The organism is Micromonospora sp. DSM 43699 (assembly GCF_055517075.1).
On record NZ_JBTMMT010000015.1, the window covers coordinates 86897 to 104750 of the forward strand.

The window sequence follows — 17854 nt, forward strand, 5'->3', positions numbered from 1 at the left end:
TCAGATGTACTGGTCGAGAATCGGCCGGAGCCGTTGCGTGATCTTGACGTGGCCGGCGTCCGTCGGGTGGACGTTGTCCGTGGTGTCGGTGGCCGGGTCGATCCAGCCCGTGGTGTCGACGAAGTGGACCTTCGCGTCGCCGGCCGCGGTGCGGGTGGCGACGGCGCTGCGGGTCTCGGGCACGTACCGGTTGCGGAAGACGCCCATCGCGAAGATCTCCGCGTTGGGGTACGCCACGCGCACGCGTTCGAGCATGACGACGTAGTTCTGCTGGAACTGCGCGGTGCTGACGCCGTGGCCGACGTCGTTGGTGCCGAGGTTGATGACCACGGCGGTCGCCTGGTACGTCCCGAAGTTCCAGTCGTCGGTGCTCACCCACGCCGAGGAGCGGCGGAACCAGTCGACCATGCCGTAACAGTCCTGGTTGACCAGGCAGGCGCCGCCCTGGGCGACCTGGGTGTGACCGGCCCCGAGGGCCTCGGCCGTGAGCCACGGGTAGGCGGTGAAGGGGCGGTTGGCGTTGGGCTGGCCCACCGTGATGGAGTCACCGATGAACTCCACGAGGTTCGCCGGCCTGGCCAGCGGCGCGGTCTGCGCCCCGCTGGCCAGGATGAGCCCACCGAACACCGGGTCGCCGGTGTACGAGCCGGCCCGCTCGCGGTAGCCGATCCGGATGCTGTGCGAGCCGCCGGTCAGCCCGGAGGCGAGGGTGACGTTGCCGGACACGTTGCGCCGCCACTGCGGTGCGGCCTGGTCGACGGAGTAGTACAGGTCGATGGCGTTGCGCTGGCGCACCCCGATGACGCTGCCGGTGAAGCGGGTCTCGAGGTAGCCGCCGGCCCAGCCCATCGCGGGGAACGCCGGGTCGGACCTGTTCCACCGGCCGTAGTACTGGATGTTCGAGTCGTCCGGCCGACCCGTGCCGGCCGAGGAGCTGCCGGAGGTGTCGACATCGAGATTGTCGACGTTGGGCAGGCCGGCCGCCGTGGTCGGGCTGAGCCGGATGGTGTTGCTTCCGGCACCCAGCGACACGGTGAGCGTGCTGGCCGACCAGGTGGTCCAGGCACCGGTGCCGCCGAAGGCGGCGGTCGAGACCCGGGTGCCGTTGACGAGGACGTCCGCCGGGCGGCCGGTGGTGGTGCCGTTGGCGAAGCGTACGCCCAGGGTCGCCCGTCCCGCCGCCGGCATGGTCACGGTGAACTGGACCGAGGCGCCGACGACGTTGTCGCCGTTGCAGAACCCGGTCCCGGAGAAGCCGGCGTGGTTCGCGTCGATCGTGCCGGTGCACACCGCCGGCGCTGTCTCGGCTTCGTACCGGTTCACGGCCGCCGTCGCGGGACTGCCGCTCAGCGCCGCGACCGTGCCGGCGACGAGCGTGCCGATGACGAGGAAGGGCAGGGGTCTCATGACTGAGCTCCTTGGCTGATCGAAGGTCGGTGGTGTTCCCGCAGGCCCGGCACGACGAGGTCGGACGCCGTACTCCGGAAGTGGCAGCTACCGGAGGTAGATGTCGGGGCGGGGCGGGGTGGTCATGCCGTCGCCCAGGAAGAAGCTCGGGTGTGGCGGCTGGTTGTAGGCGGTGTTCTGCCAGGCGATCGCCACCCGGTACTGCGGGTCGTGCAGGAGGGTGTAGAGCCGCCGGTCGGTCTGCGTCGGGCTGGCGTAGATACTCAGCGCGGCGTTGTCGTCCCGGGGCAGGATGACCTCTTCCCGCCAGTCGCCGAACAGGTCACCGGAGAGCGAGGGCGTCGCCTTGGTGCCGTTGATCGAGTGCGCGCCGGTGGCGGTGAGCAGGCGCGTGTCGCCGCCCGTGCCGTACTTGTCGACGTGGTTGCCGTCGAGCAGTTCCCGCACCGGGTCGCCGTCCCACCAGGCGAGGAAGTTGGAGCTGCCCGGGGTACGCCCGACGCTGCCGCCAGCGGAGTTGAACAGGCTGGTCAGGCCGGTGCCGCTCCCCCAGAACTCGGCGCCGGGGTTGCCGGCGAAGACGTCACCGGCCACACCACGCCCCGGCCCCTCGCAACCGCAGCTGTTGTTCTTCTGCATGATTATCGCGCCGGTGTTGGCGTCGCGCAGCGTCGCCGCCGCGCCGGAGTTCTGCTCGTGGATCTGCCAGATCTCCTTGCCGGGGCGGCTGGGCACGAAGTCGCTGACGTGCAGCGCGTCGCCGTGGGCGTAGAAGTTGGTGGTGTAGCGGCCGGTCCCGTTGGCGTTGATCGTCATGCCGCCGTAGATGATCTCGTCGGTGCCGTTGCCGTCGACGTCGGCGATGGACAGCGAGTGGGTGCCCTTGCCGGTCCACTGGCTGCCCGCGCTGCTCGAATCGAACTTCCACCGCAGGGTGAGCTGTCCGTTGCGGAAGTCGTACGCGGCGATCGCGGTCTTGGCGTAGTAGCCACGGCCCACGATCAGGCTGGGTCGGCGCCCGTCGAGGTACGCGGTGCCGGCCAGGAACCGGTCGACGCGGTTGCCGTAGTCGTCGCCCCAGTCACTGACGTTGCCGCGGGCCGGCTGGAACGGCACCGTGGCCAGCACCGCGCCGCTCAGCCCGCTGAACATGGTCAGGTACTCGGGCCCGGTGAGGATGTACCCGCCGGCGTTACGGTGCAGGGCATTCGCGTCACCGATGACCTGCCCGGTGCCGGAGCGGCTGCCGTCGCCGGTTTTGACCGCGACTTCCGCCCGGCCGTCACCGTCGTAGTCGTACACCTGGAACTGCGTGTAGTGGGCTCCGGCACGGATGTTGCGCCCCAGGTCGACGCGCCACAACCGGGTGCCGTCGAGCCGGTAGGCGTCGAGGTAGACGTTGCTGGTCACGCCCGACTGGGAGTTGTCCTTCTGGTCGCTGGGGTCCCACTTGAGGAAGATCTCGTACTGCCCGTCGCCGTCGGCATCGCCGACGCTGGCGTCACCGGCGGTGTAGTTGCTGCCCGGCCGGGAGATCGGCACGTCCATGTGGTCGCCACCGGCGAAGCGCAGCGACGCCTCCGAGGCCGCCTGCTCCGCCCCGTCGACCACCGCACGGATCGTGTACGAGGCGTCGGCGGGCGCCCCGGCGTCGAGGTAGTTGGTGGAGGTGGTGATCGGCGACGCGGTCAGCTTCGTGGCGCCGCGGTAGACGTTGAAGCCCGTGTTGGCCGCCTCGGTGCCGAGCAACCGCCAGGACACCAGGTTGCCCGACCCGGAGCGGACGCTGACCACGCCCCGGTTCAGGTCCTCCAGCTGTCGGCCCGTCTCGGACGGCGGCGGGGTGCCGGTCGTCTCGACCTCGACGTAGTCGATGTTGGCGAGTCCCGCGGCGGTGGTGGGGCTCAACCGGATCGTGTTGCTGCCGGCGGTGAGCGAGGCGGTGAGGGTCTTCGTGGCCCAGGTCGTCCACGCCCCGGCGGGGTCGAACGTGCTAGCGGCCTGCGCCACCGAGCCGTTGACGAGCACGTCGGCCGGGCGGTTGTCGGTCGTACCGTTGGCGTACCGGACGGCGATGGTCGCCGTGCCGGCGGCCGACACGTTCACGGTGAACTGCGCCGCCGCACCGACGGCGTTCCTGCCGTTGCAGAACCCGCTGCCCGAGTAGCCGGTGTGGTTGGACTCGATCGCGCCGTCGCAGGTGGCAGGCGCGGTCTCGACCTCCTGACGGATCGCGGCGGCGGACGCCACCGTCACGACGGCGACGCCGGCGCTGACGGTGACCGCCGTGCAGGCGGAGAGCAGCGCGACGCGCTGTCTGCGTGACAACATGACGATCTCCAGGGCTTGAGGACGACCGGTTGAGGGCTCGTGCGGGTCAGTGTCGGGAGGCGCGACGTGCCGCCGGTGCCGCCGAAGGTGTCGACACAGTTCAGGTACCTCCTGTGGGCTGGCACGGTGGCGACCCTCGGACCGCGCCGAGGCACGGCCGTGGCAGCGACACGGCCGTGAGGATGCCGATCACCGTCGGGATGTCCCGGTCTGGTCGGAGCAGTAGCAGCGGACGTCGGACGGGGAGCGTTCACGCAATGCGCCTTCGACCGGCCTTCCGGCCCGGAGTCTCAGCCCGCCAACCTGCGGTCTTGGATTTGTAACACCCTGTGAACACTCCCATGACATTTACCTGCGTCAGTCAGTCTCCCGACCGGGCGGCCATCCGTCAATCGACGCCGCTCATTTCCTTGCCCCCGGTGCCGCGCTGGTCGATATCCGCACAGACCGTGCCCACCCCCTCCCTCTCCGTCAGATTGAGGTCAGACGCCACCCGAGGTCGCGGCGGCTGCTCCCGGCCAGATCCGGATGGCCGCGGGAGCAACAGCAGTCCCGCATAATCCGTTCATGACCTCCACCCGCTCGTCACGGCTGTCGTTGTGGTCCACCGACTCGTTGCTGTCCATCGGATCGCGCGGCTCGGTGCTGTCCATCGGCAGCGTCGGCTCGATCGCCTCCGTCGGCAGCGTCGGCTCCGCCGGATCGGTCCTGTCCATCGGGTCCGCGCTCTCGATCGGGTCGGCCCTGTCGTGGCGGTCTCGCTGGTCGTTGATGGCTGACCGCTCCTTCGGAGCCGCGCTGGGCTCCCGCGAGGGTGGCCGCGCACTCATCCGTCCGTCCGCGGCGTTGGCAACCATGGCGCTGACCGCCTGTGCCGGCTACCTCCTGACGCGCAGCGGCGCGAGGCCAGCGCGGCCAGCCCGGCGCCAGCGGCGTTGAGCAGCACGTCGTCCACGGACGACACCCGATCCAGCCGCAGGACGTACTGCCCGGCCTCCACCAGGACCGAGCAGCCCGCCGCGAGCGCCAGGATCCGCGGCACCGACGCCAGCGCCGCGAACCGCAGCGGGGCGAAGAACCCCAGCGCCGCGAACACCAGCAGGTTGCCGGCGACCTGCCCCGTCAGCGTCACCGACCCGCGGTCGGCGAGGATCGTGAGCAGATCCCGCAGCGGTACCAGGCTCACCCCGGCCCGGGAGCCCGGCAGCAGGGTCATCCACACCCACGGCACCGTCCCGTACCCGATGCCGACCTCGGCCAGCGACATCCGCTACGCCCACGCCGGCGTGGCACCGGTGGCCCTGCGCCGGCGGGCCAGGGCCAACACCGCCAGTGCGGCCAGGGGCAGTGCGGCCCCGCGCGGCATCCGGGTCAACGCCGGCACCAGCAGTTCGGGGCCCGTCTGTTGAAGTGGCCGCTCATCACACAGATCGGCGGAACCGCGCGTAGACCTTTGGTCCAACATCGCAGCCGACGTCTACGTAGAGTGACGTGCTGATCCTCTGTCGACCTTCGCGCCGACTTGTAACTGTCAACAAGCGGCGCTCGTTCTGACGAACATCCGCGGAGAACGGGGCGGCGAGTTGGCGCTGAAAGTGGCGAACATCTGGCGCCCGTTCTCACGGAGAGAAATCAGACGGGCAGCGTGAAACGCTCGGTCTTTGGCCTTCCGGTTCCACGGCCCCGGATGTGGACCTTCCGCCGGAATCCTGGCGGCAGCGGCCTCTGGATCGAGTGTATCCCGTGGTGTTCATCGACGCGCTGGTGATGAAGATCCGGCAGGGGCAGGTCACGAACCGGCCCTTCTACGTGGTGGTCGGGATCAGCCTGGACGGGGGAACATCGCATTAGGCGGCAGTCCCTGCTGATGTGTTCAGTCGTGATCCTCGCAGGATGTAGTGGGCTGCGCCGAGGACGAGCAGTCCGGCTGCGGTAGTGCCGGCTGTTGTGGATTCGGCTGGCTGCAGGGGCCAGCTGAGAATTTGGCCGAGGACGCTGTCGCCGGTGGTGCGGCTGATCGGCAGGAACGGCGGAATGGTGATGAAGGGGACCAGATAGAACCATGAGCGTGCGCTACCAAGGGTGGCAGCGCCGAGACTGATCAGACCGAGCGCGCCGGCGCAGTTGCGCGCGAGGGCGGCCGGCTCGCCGTATCCGTGCATCGTGCCGGCTACCGACAGCAGCAGACCGAGGACGACCAGAGCGGCGAGGGTCAGGTGCAGTGCCCGCCGAGTCGGCCAGGGCAGTGCGGCGGTGCGGTCCAGGTCGGGGTCGGGACCGGTGAGAGTGATGCCGGCGGCGACGGCGGCGAAGCCGGTGGCGGCCATGGACAGGGGAGCCGACAGGATGTCGGGTGGCGAGATTGCGGTCCAGATCGCCCAGAGGCCCCAGACCACCGCCGCGGCGCCGATCATGGCGGCGGGTATCCGGCGCGCTCGGAAGTGGTGAGCAAGCCCTTTCATCGAGGGCTACCCATCAGGATGTCCCACTGGGTGTCGGCGTTGCAGGCAAGGCCAGCGTCGCGGAGCGCGGCGATGCGTGCCAGTTGTTCGGCTGCGGGCAGTGAGGCCAGCCGTTGCCATACCTCGACTGCTTTCTGTTCAGTGTCCGGTGGCGGGGTTTCGAGCAGCCAGTACGCGGCGGCGAGCCGGGCGGCGCCGTATGTCTCCCAGTTGCTGGTGTCTCCGCAGCTGATGACCCCGGCACCGGTCAGTATTTGCAGCGTGACCTGTTCGGCGTCGATGTCCGCGGCCCGTCCGCTGTCGATGTAGAAGGTGATGGTCTGCCCTGACGGGGTGTCCTGTTCGGCGGGGTTACCGCTGATGTCTCGGATCCCTTCGTCGACGGCGGTCGGGGGATTCGGTAGGCGGCTGAGGCGGTGCAGGGCGTCGCGGGCGGGTGCGACGGTGTCGGGGAGGATGGCGGCGTGTACCCGGCGGACGCAGACGCGGGGTGTTCCGTCGGCGCAGACCAGCTCGCGGGCACCGGCGTCGACGGCGTCCATGCTGTTGGCCGGGCCGGCCGACGCCAGCAGAAGCAGCGCGGTCACGGCACCGAAGACGGCTGGTAGGGCGGCAGCCGTGCGGGCGCGGACGTTGGTGGCCGACAGCAGCAGGAATCCGGTGGTGGCCAGGGCGAGCGCCCAGATGGACTGGGCCAGACTCAGCCGGGCCGGCACGATGAGGAAGTCGCCGCTCTGGCCGAGCACCGGCGACAGCAGAGCAACGCTCTGCTGGACACGGCCAGCGACGTAGTAGGCGGACAGCAGGCCGGGGGCGCTGGACAGGATCAGTCCGGCCATGGCCAGAGTTGGCGCGGTGAACCGCGACGGTACGACGGTGCCCAGGCCCATGCCGAGCAGCCCGGCGGCGAGTAGCAGCGGCAGCCCGGTGGTGATGACGGCGATCGCGGCGGGGTTGAAGTAGGTCGCCGAGCCGGCTACCAGCGGCAGGCATGCGGCCACGGTCAGCAGGTAGGCGACGGTGACGGTCAGACTCAGCGCGAGGGCCGGTGACGCGGCGCGTTGCCAGGCGGGCCGGGCAGTGCTGGTGAACAACTCGCCGACGCGTCCGCGGCGGTCGCGGTCGGTCAGCCACGCCCCGGCGGCCAGGGTGAGCGGCCAGGTGAAGGCAAGCGCTGTGCGTAGCGTAGTTGCCAGCGGGGACCATCGGCTGCTCCACGCATCGGGCCCGAAGAGGAGATACATCGCGGCGAGGCCGAGTAGGAGCACGATCAGGCCGGCGCCGACCGCAGCGCTACGGCGCAGGTCGATGGCAAGCGCGCTTATCATGCGCCGGCCTCCCGCCGGGCCTGGCGGATCACCGCGGCGTAGCCGCGTTCAGCGGCACTGTCACCGGGGTCACCGGTGCCGCCGCGTTCGGCCAGTTCCGCGGGCGTGCCCTGCCACACCACCCGGCCGGCATGCATGATGACCACATCGGTGCACGAGGCCACCACGTCCTCTACCAGGTGGGTAGAGACCAGCACGCAGGTGTCGGCGCCGAGGTCACGGAGCAGCTCGCGGAAGGTCAACCGCTGCTCCGGGTCGAGACCCACGGTGGGCTCGTCAAGCAGTAGCAACGCCGGGTCGTTGACGATGGCCTGGGCCACACCGGCACGACGCAGCATCCCACCGGACAGCTGTTTCAACTTGCTGCCGGCCCGCTCGGTGAGCCCGACCCGGGTGATCGCCCGTTCGGCGGCCACGGTGATGCCGGCCGTGGGCACTTCTTTGAGCCAGGCCGTGTACTCGACGAACTCGTAGACGGTGAACTTCGGGTAGTAGCCGAACTCCTGCGGCAGGTAGCCCATCATGCGCCGGATCGGCCGCAGATCGGCTCGACGCTCGTGCACCGGCCGACCCAGAAGGTTCAGGCTGCCGGCGGCTGGCCTGAGCACGGTCGCCAGCGCGCGCATCAGCGTGGTCTTCCCGGCGCCGTTGGGACCCAGCAGGCCGTGGACGCCTACACCGATGCGCAGGTCGAGGCCGGTCACCGCCAGATGCCGGCCCGCCCGGACCTGCAAGCCGTGCGCCTGCACCGCGTGTTCCCACGTGGTCGGCCTCAACTCGGCCTCGGACAGACTCCGTACCATCATCGCTCCTTGGACAGGAATCACCAGCCGCTGGCAGGCAGCGGGAAACAGTGGGCGGGCCGTTGATCAGTTACGAGTGGCGAGCCGTTGGAAGGCGTCAGCGCGGGTCCAGGCCAGGGCGGCCAGTACCAGCCCGGTCATTGCCCAGACCGGGGCCTTGTCGGCGTCCAGCACGCCGGGCAGCTGATGGGTCAGCATCGCCGGTGCCGTCACCACGGCGACCCAGGCAGCGGCGACGACACCGGCAGCCCTTCGTACGCCGAGCAGACTGCCCAGCGCGATCGTGGCCGAGGTAACGGTCAGGCAGGGCAGCAGCCACAACGCCACCGACGTCCCGACGGCCCAGCCGACCGCCGCGAGAACCGGCAGAAGCGCCGTAAGCACCGTGACGGTGCGGCGCAGCACCATCAGAGCACCTCGTCCTCGGCGGCGGGCGCCGGCGCTGCGGCTATCGCAAGCGGAAGTTCCGCCGCGCGGGCACGGTGCCGGAAGGCGTCCACCAGCCGGCGTGCCGCAATCGTCCAGATCCAGCCCGTCGCACCACTCTGCGCCGAGCCGGTGAACGACCCCGCCGACCGCCACACCGCCATGAAGGTCTCCTGCAGAACCTCGGCCACGATCTCGTCGTCGGAACACCGGCGCCGTAACCGGGTCGCCAGCCACGGCGCCGTACGCCGGTACAACTCGTCGAAAGCGGCATGCTCACCGCGTGCGCAGCGGCGAACCAGCTGCACCTCGGTCACCGCTTCCTGATCACCCAAGCTCAGTAGGACGGCGCCGACCGCCCGGCGGATAGCCAAAGCAGTGTGACCCGAGACACATGTGCAAGCCATGAATGCCCGTGCATCGGCTGTCCAACGGATCACGAGGCGCCGAGCGGTCTACGAGAACCCTGGAACCACAACACACGGGATCGAGGTCCTGCCCCACGGAGCACCCCCGGCTGAACACGGATATCTACGCGGCCCCGAGCCCGGTTGATCTCCTTCTGCGAATCCGGTTTGTTCTTGCCGTTGTGGGGCGTGATCTATCGTTCCGGTCACGCCGAATTCGACGTCGTCTTCCGGGCGGCAAGGCGTGATCGGGCCGTCATTGGCCTCTCGCCGGAACGGGAGTAGACCCGGTAGTTCCACGGTCATCGCCTGCCTGCGGAGGAGATGACGCGGGGATGGCGTTTGTCGATGAGGACGGCGGCGGTGGGGAAGGCGTCGGCGTTGAGAACCCGGGTCCGGGTCGCGGCACCGTCGATGAGTAGCGCGAGTTGCTCGCCGAGTTGTTCGGGTTCGGCGGCACCGGCTTCCCGGGCGGTGTCGGCGAGCCGCGCGGCGACGGCTTCCTTGTAGTCGCGCGCGTACTGGGATGCCGGGTGCTGGGGGTCGTGAAGTTCGACGGCGGCGCCGATGTAGGGGCACAGGGGGGTGGTGGGAGGGACGTCGAACGCGGCGAGGAGCCGTTCGCGGGGCGTGAGGTCGGTGCGGTCGAACACGCCAGACAGAACGGAGGGGTCGAACCGGCGCAGGTACTCGGCGACGAGTTCGTCCTTGCCGGTAACGAATTTCCGGACCTCGACCGGGGCTGACCGCCAGCACGATCGCCTCGGGCGGGAACCGGAACCCGGCCCGCAGAGGCCGGGTCGTCCGACCGGTTCCTGGATACTGGAGCCCGCAGGTCGGCCACCGACCGGCCGGCGGGCAACTATCGGACGCTGCGAACTTTCGCCGCAGCGAGATCACGGGCGCGCTGGGTCACCCAGGCGTCGTCAGAAGGTCGAGAAGAGGTAGGGAGAGGCGCGCGGGAAGAGTCGCCGTAGCGGCTGCAGGGATTCCGGATCCACCGTTCCCAGTTGGCGGGCGTTGATGTCCACCGGGTCGAGCACACCGTAGGCCAGGCCGCTGAGGCCGGCGACGGTCAGGACCGCGGTGGGTCGCCGCGTCGTCTGCTCCACGAGCATCGTGCCACGTTCGCCGACCAGCCGATGGGTTCCGCCGATCAGCTCGTCGTCGACGATCTGCACGGTGACGTCGCCCGTCCCGCAGGGCATACCGTCGAGGGCGTCCATGCGTAGCAGCCTGCCCATCGGGGCGGGCTCCCCGGGCAGGGCGACGCGACCCGTCTCGGTCACCTCCAGGTCGGTGTCCCACAGTTCGGCCAGCTCACCTGCCGCCACCGTCACGCTGACCGTCTTCACCTGGTCGACATGCCGTGCCAGGAACTGCAACAGCAGCGCCCGCCCCAGGGGTCCGGTGGTGAGCAGGTCGTCGCCGACGAGGTCTCCGCCGAAGCCCGTGATCCGATATGTCAGGGCTCCCACAACTGCACCGTCGACGCAGGCGAGCGCGAGCCACTGTGGGGGATTCTCCCGGCGTGCGGCCCACTGCACTTCGTCGAACACCGCGAAACCGTGCCAGCGTCTCAGCAGTTCGTGGGTGAGGGCCGTGTATTCGGGGAAGCCGTCACGTAGGTCGAGTTGGCTGACCGTCCCGGGCACCTCGCCGGCCAGGCGCAACCCCGGTGTCTGGAGGCAGGCGGTGCGCTTGCGGGGCAGGCCCACATAGCCGAATCGCTGGTAGAAGCTCGGCCGGAATGGATACAGCGTGCTCAGCAGGCATCCTTGGTCGCGCATCTGTCGCAGCAGCCGATTGAGCAGCGCCCGGACGTGGCCCTTGCGCCGTGACCCCGGATGGGAGGCGACGGAGGCGACACCGGCCATGGGGTGCACGGTGCCGCGCAGGTTCTGCCGCATGGGCAGCGCCTCGGCGCAGGCGACGATCCTGCCCGCCTCTTCGACGACCAGGCAGGTGGCCGTCCGCCGGTAGATGCTGCTCTTGTGAAACGCCTCCCGCTGCGCTTCTTCCCATGGCGATGACATGAAGGCGTACGCCTGTAAGGCAAAAGTTGTGTCGGTGAGTTCTTCCGCGGCCACCGATCGTATTTTCATGTCGCCCCTCAGGTTTTAAGATCTACGGGCGGTGCCGGCCCGCCGCCCTTGCAGGCGGGGGCCGGCACCGGTTCCGCTAGCCGAGCACGCCGTCCATCGTCGCGTTGATCTGCTGGGCGACGTGGGCCACCTCAGCCTCGGTCGAACGGACGGTGATACCGAATCCGGCACCCAGGTACTGGTCCGACACACCGATGGAGAAGGCGACCGACCGGGCCAGAACCTCGTCGGTGCGCGGCAGGCTGCCACGCCGGTAGTCGTGCTTGGTCTCCGTACCCGGCGCGCGGAACGGGGCGACGTTGGGACCGTCACCGGTCAACGCACCCAGTTGTGGCATGTTGCCGTAGTAGTGCCGACCCGAGTCGACAAGGGTCTTGGTGCCCAACGCGGCGGCCACTGCAGCGGCGTCCTCGACACGGTCGAACACGTAGACCAGTAGCGTTCCGCACTCACCGTGCGGATCGTGCAGGACACGACGGCGGACCCCGTCGCGCTGGGCGATCAGTGAGGCCAGTTGCGCCTTGTGCTCGCGTACCGAGGTGATGACCGCGTCGAGTTTTCCCAGTTGGGCGCACGCGATCGCCCCGGCGAGCTCGGACATTCGAAGGTTGAGTCCGAACAGGACGTCGCCCTGCCCGGTGTCCGTGCGCAGCGGGAACCAGCCCTGGTCCTGGAAGGAATAGGCCCGCTGGTAGAGCCGCTCGTTCGAGGCGAGCAGGAAACCGCCCTCCCCACAGCAGATGACCTTGAAGGGGTTGAGTGAGAAGGCGCCGACGTCGCCCCAGGTGCCCAGCCTCTGGCCCTGGTAGGAGGCGCCGCATGCCTGCGCGACGTCCTCGATGATGGCGAGGTCGTGCCGTCGGGCGATGTCGCGCAGCGGGGCCAGATCACAGGGCGCACCGAGCATGTGGACCGGCATGATGGCGCGGGTCTGTGCGGTGATCCGGGACTCGACGTCGGCCGGATCCAACGTCAGGGACTCGTCGATCTCGGCCAGCACCGGCGTGGCACCGCTGTAGATGATGCTGCCGATGGAGGCGACGAAGGTGTAGCCGGGAACGATCACCTCGTCGCCGGGACCGATGCCCAGGGCGGCGAGGCCGGTCAGGAGGGCCGAGGTGCCGCTGTTCACCGCGACGGAGTACGGCGAGTGGAACAGTTGCTGGCTGCTCAGTTCGAACTCCCGGACGAACGAGGTGAAATCCGGCTTGTCGTAGGCATAGCGATTGAGGTCCCAGTTGTCCAGCACCTGAGCGATGTTGTGCTTCTCCTCGGCACCGAGGAATGCGTATCCGGGTCCAGGCATGGCTTCCTTCTCTCAGATTTGACGGATGTCCACTACCGTGGCGCCCGCGGCACGGGCGGCGGCGATGCCGGCGTCGCTGTCCTCGTACACCAGACACCTGCTGGCGCGGACTCCGAGCCGCTCCGCCGCCACCAGGAAGATGTCCGGCGCTGGCTTGCCGGCCGTGACGTCCTCCCGAGTCACCACGACGTCGAAGAGTTCGTCGAGGTCCAGCGCCGTCATGGTCGCGGTGATGCTGGCTCGTAGCCCACCGGACGCAACGGCCATCGGGAGCACGCCGTGGTTGCTCCGCGCGATGTCGACTATCGCGGTGATCTCCCTGACGCGATCCACGCTGTCGAGGTAGACCGACTCACACCGCCGGACGAGTTCGGCGAGCGGCAGGGTCAGCGTGACCTGCTGCTGGCGGGCCAGCAGCGTGATCGATTCTGCTGTCGACATCCCCGTCTCCGACATGAACCAGTTCCGGTCGACGACGATGCCCTGTTCGTCCATCACCTCCTTCAGTGACTGGTAGTGGGCGGCGTGGCTGTCGACCAGCGTCCCGTCCCAGTCGAACAGGATCGCGTCGTGGTCGTTCACCGTCGGGCTCCACTCGCCGCCGGGACAGGTTCGATGATCAGGTGTGCGGCCTTCTCCGCGACGGCGAACACCGGCGCCGAGATGTTGCCGGTGGTCACCGTAGGTATCACCGACGCGTCCACGACCCGCAGCGCTCCGATGCCGTGTACGCGGAGGTCCGGGTCGACGACCGCGTGGTCGTCGGTGCCGAATCTGCAGGTGCCGACCGGATGGAACTGCGTCTGGGCGTTGCGCCGGCAGAAGTCGAGGACGTCATCGACCACCGACGTGCGCTGTCCGTACCGGCGAAGAGCCGCGGTCTTTCCCAGCTCGACCGCCAGTGCGACGCCGGCAGCCAGCGTCCGGCTGTCGTGGTCGGTCGCCAGGTAGTCGGGGTCGATGACGGGTGGCTGCCACGGGTCGGCCGAGGCGAGCGAAACCCGTCCTCTGCTGGTGGGACGGGTTACCGCAGCGCCGATGGTGAAGCCGCCACCGAACTCCGAAGCGGCGTTGAGGTCGACCATCGGTGCGAAGGAGAGCTGCACGTCCGGTGCGTCGGATGTGCCGAGCAGATTGACGAATCCGCCGGCTTCACCGAGATTCGACGTCGGCGCCACCGGGTGCCGCGTCGGGCACCGGTGGCAGACCGAGACCTGGACGTGGTCGTGGAGGTTGCTGCCGACTCCGGGCAGGTCGGCGTGCACCGGGATGCCGTGCTCACGTAGCTGTGAGGCGGCTCCGATGCCGGACAGCATCAGTAGCTGCGGTGACGCGACGGCCCCTGCCGATAGGATCACCTCACGGTCGGCGTGAACGGTGATCGGTTCGCCGGCGAGGTGTAGCCGTACGCCGGTGGCGACCCCGTTGCGGACGACGATCTTCAGTACCCGACTGCCGCTGTGAATGGTCAGATTCGGTCGCGTCGCCACTGGCCGCAGGTAGGCGTCGGCCGCACTGCACCGTCGCCCGGCACGCTGCATGACGTGGTAGAAGCCGATCCCCTGCTGGCGCGAGCCGTTGAAGTCGGCGTTGGCCTCGATCCCGTGCTCCTGCCCGGCGTCGACGAACGCCTGCGCCAACAGGTGCGGCTGCTGCAGCGAGCTGACGGTGAGGGCGTCGTTCTCCAGGCGCTCGAACCAGGGCAGGACGCCCTCGCGGCCCCAGTCCGGGCCGCCGAACAGCGCCCACCTGTCGAAGTCGCTGGCGTGGCCGCGGATATAGACCATGGCGTGCAGCGAGCTGGACCCACCGACGACCCGCCCTCGCGGCCACGCCAGCTCGCGCCTGTGCAGGTGTCGTTGGGGCGCCGTCCGGTAGCACCAGTCGTACTCGCTGTCGAGCAACTGCGGCCAGGACGACGGCGAGGTGATCCTGGGATCCGAGGCAGCATCGGGTCCGGCCTCCAGCAGCAGCACGGAGACCGACGGGTCGGCCGAGAGCCGGTTGGCCAGGACACTGCCCGCAATGCCCGCGCCGATGACGACGAAGTCGTAACGCCTATCTCGCATTGTTTCTCTCCTCACAGCGCAAGGAATCCGCCGTCCACGCCGATGATCTGGCCGTTGACATAGCTCGACAGATCGGACAACAGATACATGACCGTCACGGTGACCTCGTCGGGTGTGCCGACCCGGCCTGCCGGGATCAGTCGGGGCCACCTCGCCGCGACGGGGTTGGTCGCCGTCGACGACCGAAACATCTCGGTGTCGATCGGGCCGGGCGCCACCGCGTTGACGCGCAGCCCGATCTCCGCGTTCTCGATCGCCGCGGCGCGGGTGAGCGCGACCGCCGCATGCTTGGAGGCGGCATACGCTCCGACCCCCGGGAAGGCGTTGCGGAAGCCATGAACGGAGATGTTGTTGACGATCGTCCCCGTGCCCTGCGCGCGCATCTGCCGGAGCTCGTGCTGCATGCACAGCAATAGTCCACGGGCATTGACGTTCATCACCCGGTCGAACATGCTCGCGTCGAGATCGACGATCCGGCCGTCGCCCGAGACGCCGGCATTGTTGAACGCGCAGTCGAGTCTGCCGTAGGTCGAGACCGCCAACCTGATCGCTGCCGCGACCTGCTCCTCGTCGGTGACATCGACGACGGCGTGGACGGCGTCGCCACCCGTCGAGACGATCTCCTTGACCAACCGTTGGCATTCGTCCGCCCGCCGCGCCGCGACCACGACTTTCATGCCGCTACGGGCGGCCACCGTCGCCGTGGTCCGGCCGATGCCGGCGCTGGCACCGGTGACGAACAGCACCCGACCGCGCAGCCACTGGCCGAGGTCCACCGCCCCCGTCACGGAGCGACCACCGCATCGAGCCGAAGGCTCTCGGTCGCCAGGTGGCGCATGTGCTCCACGGTGGTCGCCACCTCGTCGAACGTGAGGTCGTTGATGAAGAGCGACCTGCCGATTCCGGCCATGAGCGGCAGGTTCTGGCTACCGTTGCGATGCCGCACGGTGTCCGACAGTGCCTGCCACAGCAGTGCGGCATCGCCGAAGGCGGAATGCCACACGGGCAGGCGCAGACCGCGGGCGGTGTCGAGAATCCGTTGCAGGTCAGCGTGCCCTAGGTGGCCGCGACGCAGGGCTATGACCGCCGAGAAGATGCAGTCGAGTGTCACGGCCTCGCCGTGCAGCAGGTCGTGGACGTGTCGCATCTCGACCAGCGGGCTGAAAGAGTGACCGTAGTCGACGACCCGCCGCAGGTCTTTCTCCCAGAGATTGTCACGCAACTCTTCGATCATGTCGGCGATGGCGAGGCCGATGGCGTGCCGAGCCGTTTGCGAGTGTTGGAACCGGCTGTTGACCAGGTCTGGGCCGCCGGCCTCCAACAACTCGAAGAGGGTCGCGTCCTTGATGAGGCCCAGCTTGAGCATTTCCCCCGCGCCGTTGGAGATCTGGCGTTGCGGCACGGTACCCAGGAAGGACAGGTCCACGAGCGTCAACGGGGGAGGGCTGTAGGAGCCGATCCGGTTCCGATAGCCCTGGAAGTTCACCCCCGTCTTCGCGGCGACGCTCACGTCGACCAGCGACAGCAGAGTGGTAGGAACCCTGGTGTGTGGGATCCCCCGGCGGTAGAGACTGGCCGCGAGGCCGACGATGTCGAGAGCCACACCGCCACCGATCGCTATCGGCGGATTGCCCACCCGCAGCGTTCCGGCGTTATTGAGCGCGCTGACGATCTGGAACACCTGGCCCATGGTCTTGTTCTGTTCGCCACCCGACACCACGACGGTACGGTGGGGAACTGCGCGGGCCCGGAAGTAGGCATCGATCCGGGAACCGTAGGAGCCCACCAGGTTGTGGTCCAGCACCACGACACGTTCGCCCGAGCCGATTCCTCCGTCAGGAAGCTCAAGCAGTGTCGGGTTCTCCGGGTTCAGCAGGTCGGCGGCGATCCGAATCTCGTAGCTGACGTCAAGGGTTGATCTTACTTCCCATTTCTCGTCGAGCGCCTTCGACATGAGTATCCAATCCTTGAGGGAAGCGGCTAGTTTCCTGCCAGTGCGCCTAGGTTCGATTCGCTCCTTCGGGTAGCGGTCAAAAAGATTGCCCAGACCAACAGAATCGGCACCAGAAGGAAGGCCAGGTGGATTCCCACGACGTCGCCCAGAACACTCAGCACAAATGGGCCGACAGCAGTGGCGACGCCGGTGCCGACGCCCAGTCTCGCCATGGCGACGTCAGATCTTCCTCCGGAGAGATTCATGGCCCTGGTCATGGCCAGTGGAATTTGCAGCGCCATTCCGAGGCCGCAGACGACGAGGCCGGAAGCGGAGACGACCGGCGTGGTGGACAGCCAGAACAGTGCAAAGCCTGCAAGATGCACTCCGATCGAGGCCATGAGGACGTCCTCCAGCTTCCGGTCACGCACGAGCGTGGCCCCGAAGATTCGTCCGACGACGATTCCCCCCAACATCAGCGAGATGGCCATGGTGGCGATACTCTGCTCCATTCCGGCGTGCCGGCGTAGCTGCTCCGAAGCCCAGAAGACCATGCACATCTCGACCAGGGCGCAGGCGAGGAAGATCAGCCACGCGATCCAGAACGGCCCGCTCAGCCGCTGTGGTCCGGACGTGGTCAAGGCACTCGGCGCGGCGGGAAGCCGCAGCCGCCGCGAGACCACGATCGCCGCGATCAGCATCGGCATGACGAGCAGCAGACCGGCTCGCCACCCCCACCCCAAACTCGCCGCCGAGCCCAGGGCGACCGGCGCCAGCATTCCTACTCCGGCGCTGACCCCGTTGGCCTCACTGATCCTTGCCGCCGCCGCCCGACCATGGTGTACCGACAGGCCAGCCGAGGTGGTGTTGACGATGAGATTCCCGGTGTATCCGATGAGCACCGCAGATGCCAGGGTCACCGGGAAAGTGCCACCTGCGCAGTAACCGACGACGCCGAAACCCAACCCGACCAGCGACGACGTCTGAACGATGGAGCGCCCCAGGCGGCCGACGAGCGTTGCCGCCGTCAGACCGGCGACCACGGCGCCGGCAGCCAACGCCACCGCATGCAGGGATACTGCGGTGTCGCTGAGCGACAGGTCGCGTGCCAACAGGGATATCGACGGACCGAAGCCGTATAGGACATAACCGAAGATCGATAGATTGAGGTACAGGCACCACGTTGTCCTGTCGCGGGAACGATGGTCGAGTTGGCTCGTCGTCGTGGCAGCAAACTGGTCGCGCCCGTCCATTCACCCCTCCACTCAGGCGATCCC

The 17854-nt window shown here is 68.5% G+C and carries 18 protein-coding genes and 1 pseudogene; 2 read left to right on the forward strand and 17 right to left on the reverse strand.

Annotation, left to right across the window (positions count from 1 at the left end; genetic code table 11):
* The 3 genes from AC0AIB_RS10880 to AC0AIB_RS10890 form a co-directional block, all read right to left on the reverse strand.
* Positions 1 to 1407 carry a GDSL-type esterase/lipase family protein gene (locus AC0AIB_RS10880; RefSeq protein ID WP_328345340.1) on the reverse strand — a complete coding sequence of 469 codons (1407 nt, stop codon included), beginning with the start codon at positions 1405 to 1407 and terminating at the stop codon, positions 1 to 3.
* A gap of 87 nt (positions 1408 to 1494) precedes the next feature.
* Complete coding sequence (locus tag AC0AIB_RS10885) at positions 1495 to 3738, reverse strand: rhamnogalacturonan lyase family protein (protein WP_465096522.1); 2244 nt, start codon at positions 3736 to 3738, stop codon at positions 1495 to 1497.
* A 482-nt stretch (positions 3739 to 4220) separates the two neighbouring features.
* Complete coding sequence (locus AC0AIB_RS10890) at positions 4221 to 4454, reverse strand: hypothetical protein (RefSeq protein WP_328349127.1); 234 nt, start codon at positions 4452 to 4454, stop codon at positions 4221 to 4223.
* Here AC0AIB_RS10890 and AC0AIB_RS10895 point away from each other — a divergent pair.
* Entirely contained in the window at positions 4381 to 4677 is a 297-nt protein-coding gene (locus AC0AIB_RS10895) for a hypothetical protein (RefSeq protein ID WP_465096533.1), read from the forward strand. The two genes, AC0AIB_RS10890 and AC0AIB_RS10895, sit on opposite strands and share 74 nt — an antisense overlap.
* Here the strand turns inward: AC0AIB_RS10895 and AC0AIB_RS10900 are convergent.
* Positions 4565 to 5005, reverse strand: coding sequence for a VanZ family protein (locus tag AC0AIB_RS10900; RefSeq protein ID WP_465096523.1), 441 nt, complete (start codon positions 5003 to 5005; stop codon positions 4565 to 4567). The two genes, AC0AIB_RS10895 and AC0AIB_RS10900, sit on opposite strands and share 113 nt — an antisense overlap.
* Positions 5006 to 5427: 422 nt before the next feature.
* On the opposite strand from AC0AIB_RS10900, the gene AC0AIB_RS10905 reads away from it, so the two are divergent.
* Positions 5428 to 5589, forward strand: coding sequence for a transposase (locus AC0AIB_RS10905; RefSeq protein WP_442930681.1), 162 nt, complete (start codon positions 5428 to 5430; stop codon positions 5587 to 5589).
* On the opposite strand, the gene AC0AIB_RS10910 is transcribed toward AC0AIB_RS10905, so the two are convergent.
* From AC0AIB_RS10910 to AC0AIB_RS10970, 13 genes and pseudogenes are all read right to left on the reverse strand, one after another.
* Positions 5586 to 6152, reverse strand: a complete 567-nt coding sequence (locus AC0AIB_RS10910; protein WP_328345346.1) for a hypothetical protein — start codon at positions 6150 to 6152, stop codon at positions 5586 to 5588. The two genes, AC0AIB_RS10905 and AC0AIB_RS10910, sit on opposite strands and share 4 nt — an antisense overlap.
* A gap of 44 nt (positions 6153 to 6196) precedes the next feature.
* A complete protein-coding gene (locus AC0AIB_RS10915) occupies positions 6197 to 7528 on the reverse strand; it encodes an ABC transporter permease (protein ID WP_465096524.1) in 1332 nt (443 codons plus the stop codon).
* Positions 7525 to 8331, reverse strand: a complete 807-nt coding sequence (locus tag AC0AIB_RS10920) for an ABC transporter ATP-binding protein (RefSeq protein WP_465096534.1) — start codon at positions 8329 to 8331, stop codon at positions 7525 to 7527. The genes AC0AIB_RS10915 and AC0AIB_RS10920 overlap by 4 nt, the downstream gene beginning before the upstream one ends.
* A gap of 66 nt (positions 8332 to 8397) precedes the next feature.
* Positions 8398 to 8739 carry a hypothetical protein gene (locus AC0AIB_RS10925; RefSeq protein WP_328345350.1) on the reverse strand — a complete coding sequence of 114 codons (342 nt, stop codon included), beginning with the start codon at positions 8737 to 8739 and terminating at the stop codon, positions 8398 to 8400.
* Between the two features lie 2 nt (positions 8740 to 8741).
* A pseudogene (locus AC0AIB_RS10930) lies at positions 8742 to 9092 on the reverse strand (RNA polymerase sigma factor); the annotation flags it as partial.
* Between the two features lie 374 nt (positions 9093 to 9466).
* The gene (locus AC0AIB_RS10935) at positions 9467 to 9817 is read right to left on the reverse strand and encodes a hypothetical protein (protein WP_465096525.1); all 351 of its coding nucleotides are present in this window, start codon (positions 9815 to 9817) and stop codon (positions 9467 to 9469) included.
* Between the two features lie 273 nt (positions 9818 to 10090).
* Positions 10091 to 11254 carry a GNAT family N-acetyltransferase gene (locus AC0AIB_RS10940; RefSeq protein WP_465096526.1) on the reverse strand — a complete coding sequence of 388 codons (1164 nt, stop codon included), beginning with the start codon at positions 11252 to 11254 and terminating at the stop codon, positions 10091 to 10093.
* A 91-nt stretch (positions 11255 to 11345) separates the two neighbouring features.
* Positions 11346 to 12575 (reverse strand): DegT/DnrJ/EryC1/StrS family aminotransferase, encoded by a 1230-nt coding sequence (locus AC0AIB_RS10945; protein WP_465096527.1) that lies wholly within the window; start codon positions 12573 to 12575, stop codon positions 11346 to 11348.
* Positions 12576 to 12587: 12 nt separating this feature from the next.
* Complete coding sequence (locus AC0AIB_RS10950; RefSeq protein WP_328345358.1) at positions 12588 to 13157, reverse strand: HAD family hydrolase; 570 nt, start codon at positions 13155 to 13157, stop codon at positions 12588 to 12590.
* Positions 13154 to 14644 carry a GMC family oxidoreductase gene (locus tag AC0AIB_RS10955; protein ID WP_465096528.1) on the reverse strand — a complete coding sequence of 497 codons (1491 nt, stop codon included), beginning with the start codon at positions 14642 to 14644 and terminating at the stop codon, positions 13154 to 13156. Before AC0AIB_RS10955 ends, AC0AIB_RS10950 begins: the two co-directional genes overlap by 4 nt.
* 11 nt (positions 14645 to 14655) lie before the next feature.
* Complete coding sequence (locus AC0AIB_RS10960) at positions 14656 to 15432, reverse strand: SDR family NAD(P)-dependent oxidoreductase (protein WP_328345362.1); 777 nt, start codon at positions 15430 to 15432, stop codon at positions 14656 to 14658.
* Positions 15429 to 16598: a sedoheptulose 7-phosphate cyclase gene (locus AC0AIB_RS10965; protein ID WP_328345364.1), complete on the reverse strand. Its 1170-nt coding sequence runs from the start codon at positions 16596 to 16598 to the stop codon at positions 15429 to 15431. The genes AC0AIB_RS10960 and AC0AIB_RS10965 overlap by 4 nt, the downstream gene beginning before the upstream one ends.
* Before the next feature lie 26 nt (positions 16599 to 16624).
* Positions 16625 to 17830 (reverse strand): MFS transporter, encoded by a 1206-nt coding sequence (locus AC0AIB_RS10970; protein WP_328345366.1) that lies wholly within the window; start codon positions 17828 to 17830, stop codon positions 16625 to 16627.
* Positions 17831 to 17854 lie beyond the last annotated feature (24 nt).

Excerpts from the sequence above, each read along its gene's own strand:
- AC0AIB_RS10955 (WP_465096528.1), bottom strand. The coding sequence starts at position 14,644 with ATGCGAGATAGGCGTTACGACTTCGTCGTCATCGGCGCGGGCATTGCG.
- AC0AIB_RS10920 (WP_465096534.1), bottom strand. The coding sequence starts at position 8,331 with ATGGTACGGAGTCTGTCCGAGGCCGAGTTGAGGCCGACCACGTGGGAA.
- AC0AIB_RS10915 (WP_465096524.1), bottom strand. The coding sequence starts at position 7,528 with ATGATAAGCGCGCTTGCCATCGACCTGCGCCGTAGCGCTGCGGTCGGC.
- AC0AIB_RS10880 (WP_328345340.1), bottom strand. The coding sequence starts at position 1,407 with ATGAGACCCCTGCCCTTCCTCGTCATCGGCACGCTCGTCGCCGGCACG.
- AC0AIB_RS10900 (WP_465096523.1), bottom strand. The coding sequence starts at position 5,005 with ATGTCGCTGGCCGAGGTCGGCATCGGGTACGGGACGGTGCCGTGGGTG.
- AC0AIB_RS10910 (WP_328345346.1), bottom strand. The coding sequence starts at position 6,152 with ATGATCGGCGCCGCGGCGGTGGTCTGGGGCCTCTGGGCGATCTGGACC.
- AC0AIB_RS10890 (WP_328349127.1), bottom strand. The coding sequence starts at position 4,454 with ATGGACAGGACCGATCCGGCGGAGCCGACGCTGCCGACGGAGGCGATC.
- AC0AIB_RS10945 (WP_465096527.1), bottom strand. The coding sequence starts at position 12,575 with ATGCCTGGACCCGGATACGCATTCCTCGGTGCCGAGGAGAAGCACAAC.
- AC0AIB_RS10885 (WP_465096522.1), bottom strand. The coding sequence starts at position 3,738 with ATGTTGTCACGCAGACAGCGCGTCGCGCTGCTCTCCGCCTGCACGGCG.
- AC0AIB_RS10970 (WP_328345366.1), bottom strand. The coding sequence starts at position 17,830 with ATGGACGGGCGCGACCAGTTTGCTGCCACGACGACGAGCCAACTCGAC.
- AC0AIB_RS10965 (WP_328345364.1), bottom strand. The coding sequence starts at position 16,598 with ATGTCGAAGGCGCTCGACGAGAAATGGGAAGTAAGATCAACCCTTGAC.
- AC0AIB_RS10925 (WP_328345350.1), bottom strand. The coding sequence starts at position 8,739 with ATGGTGCTGCGCCGCACCGTCACGGTGCTTACGGCGCTTCTGCCGGTT.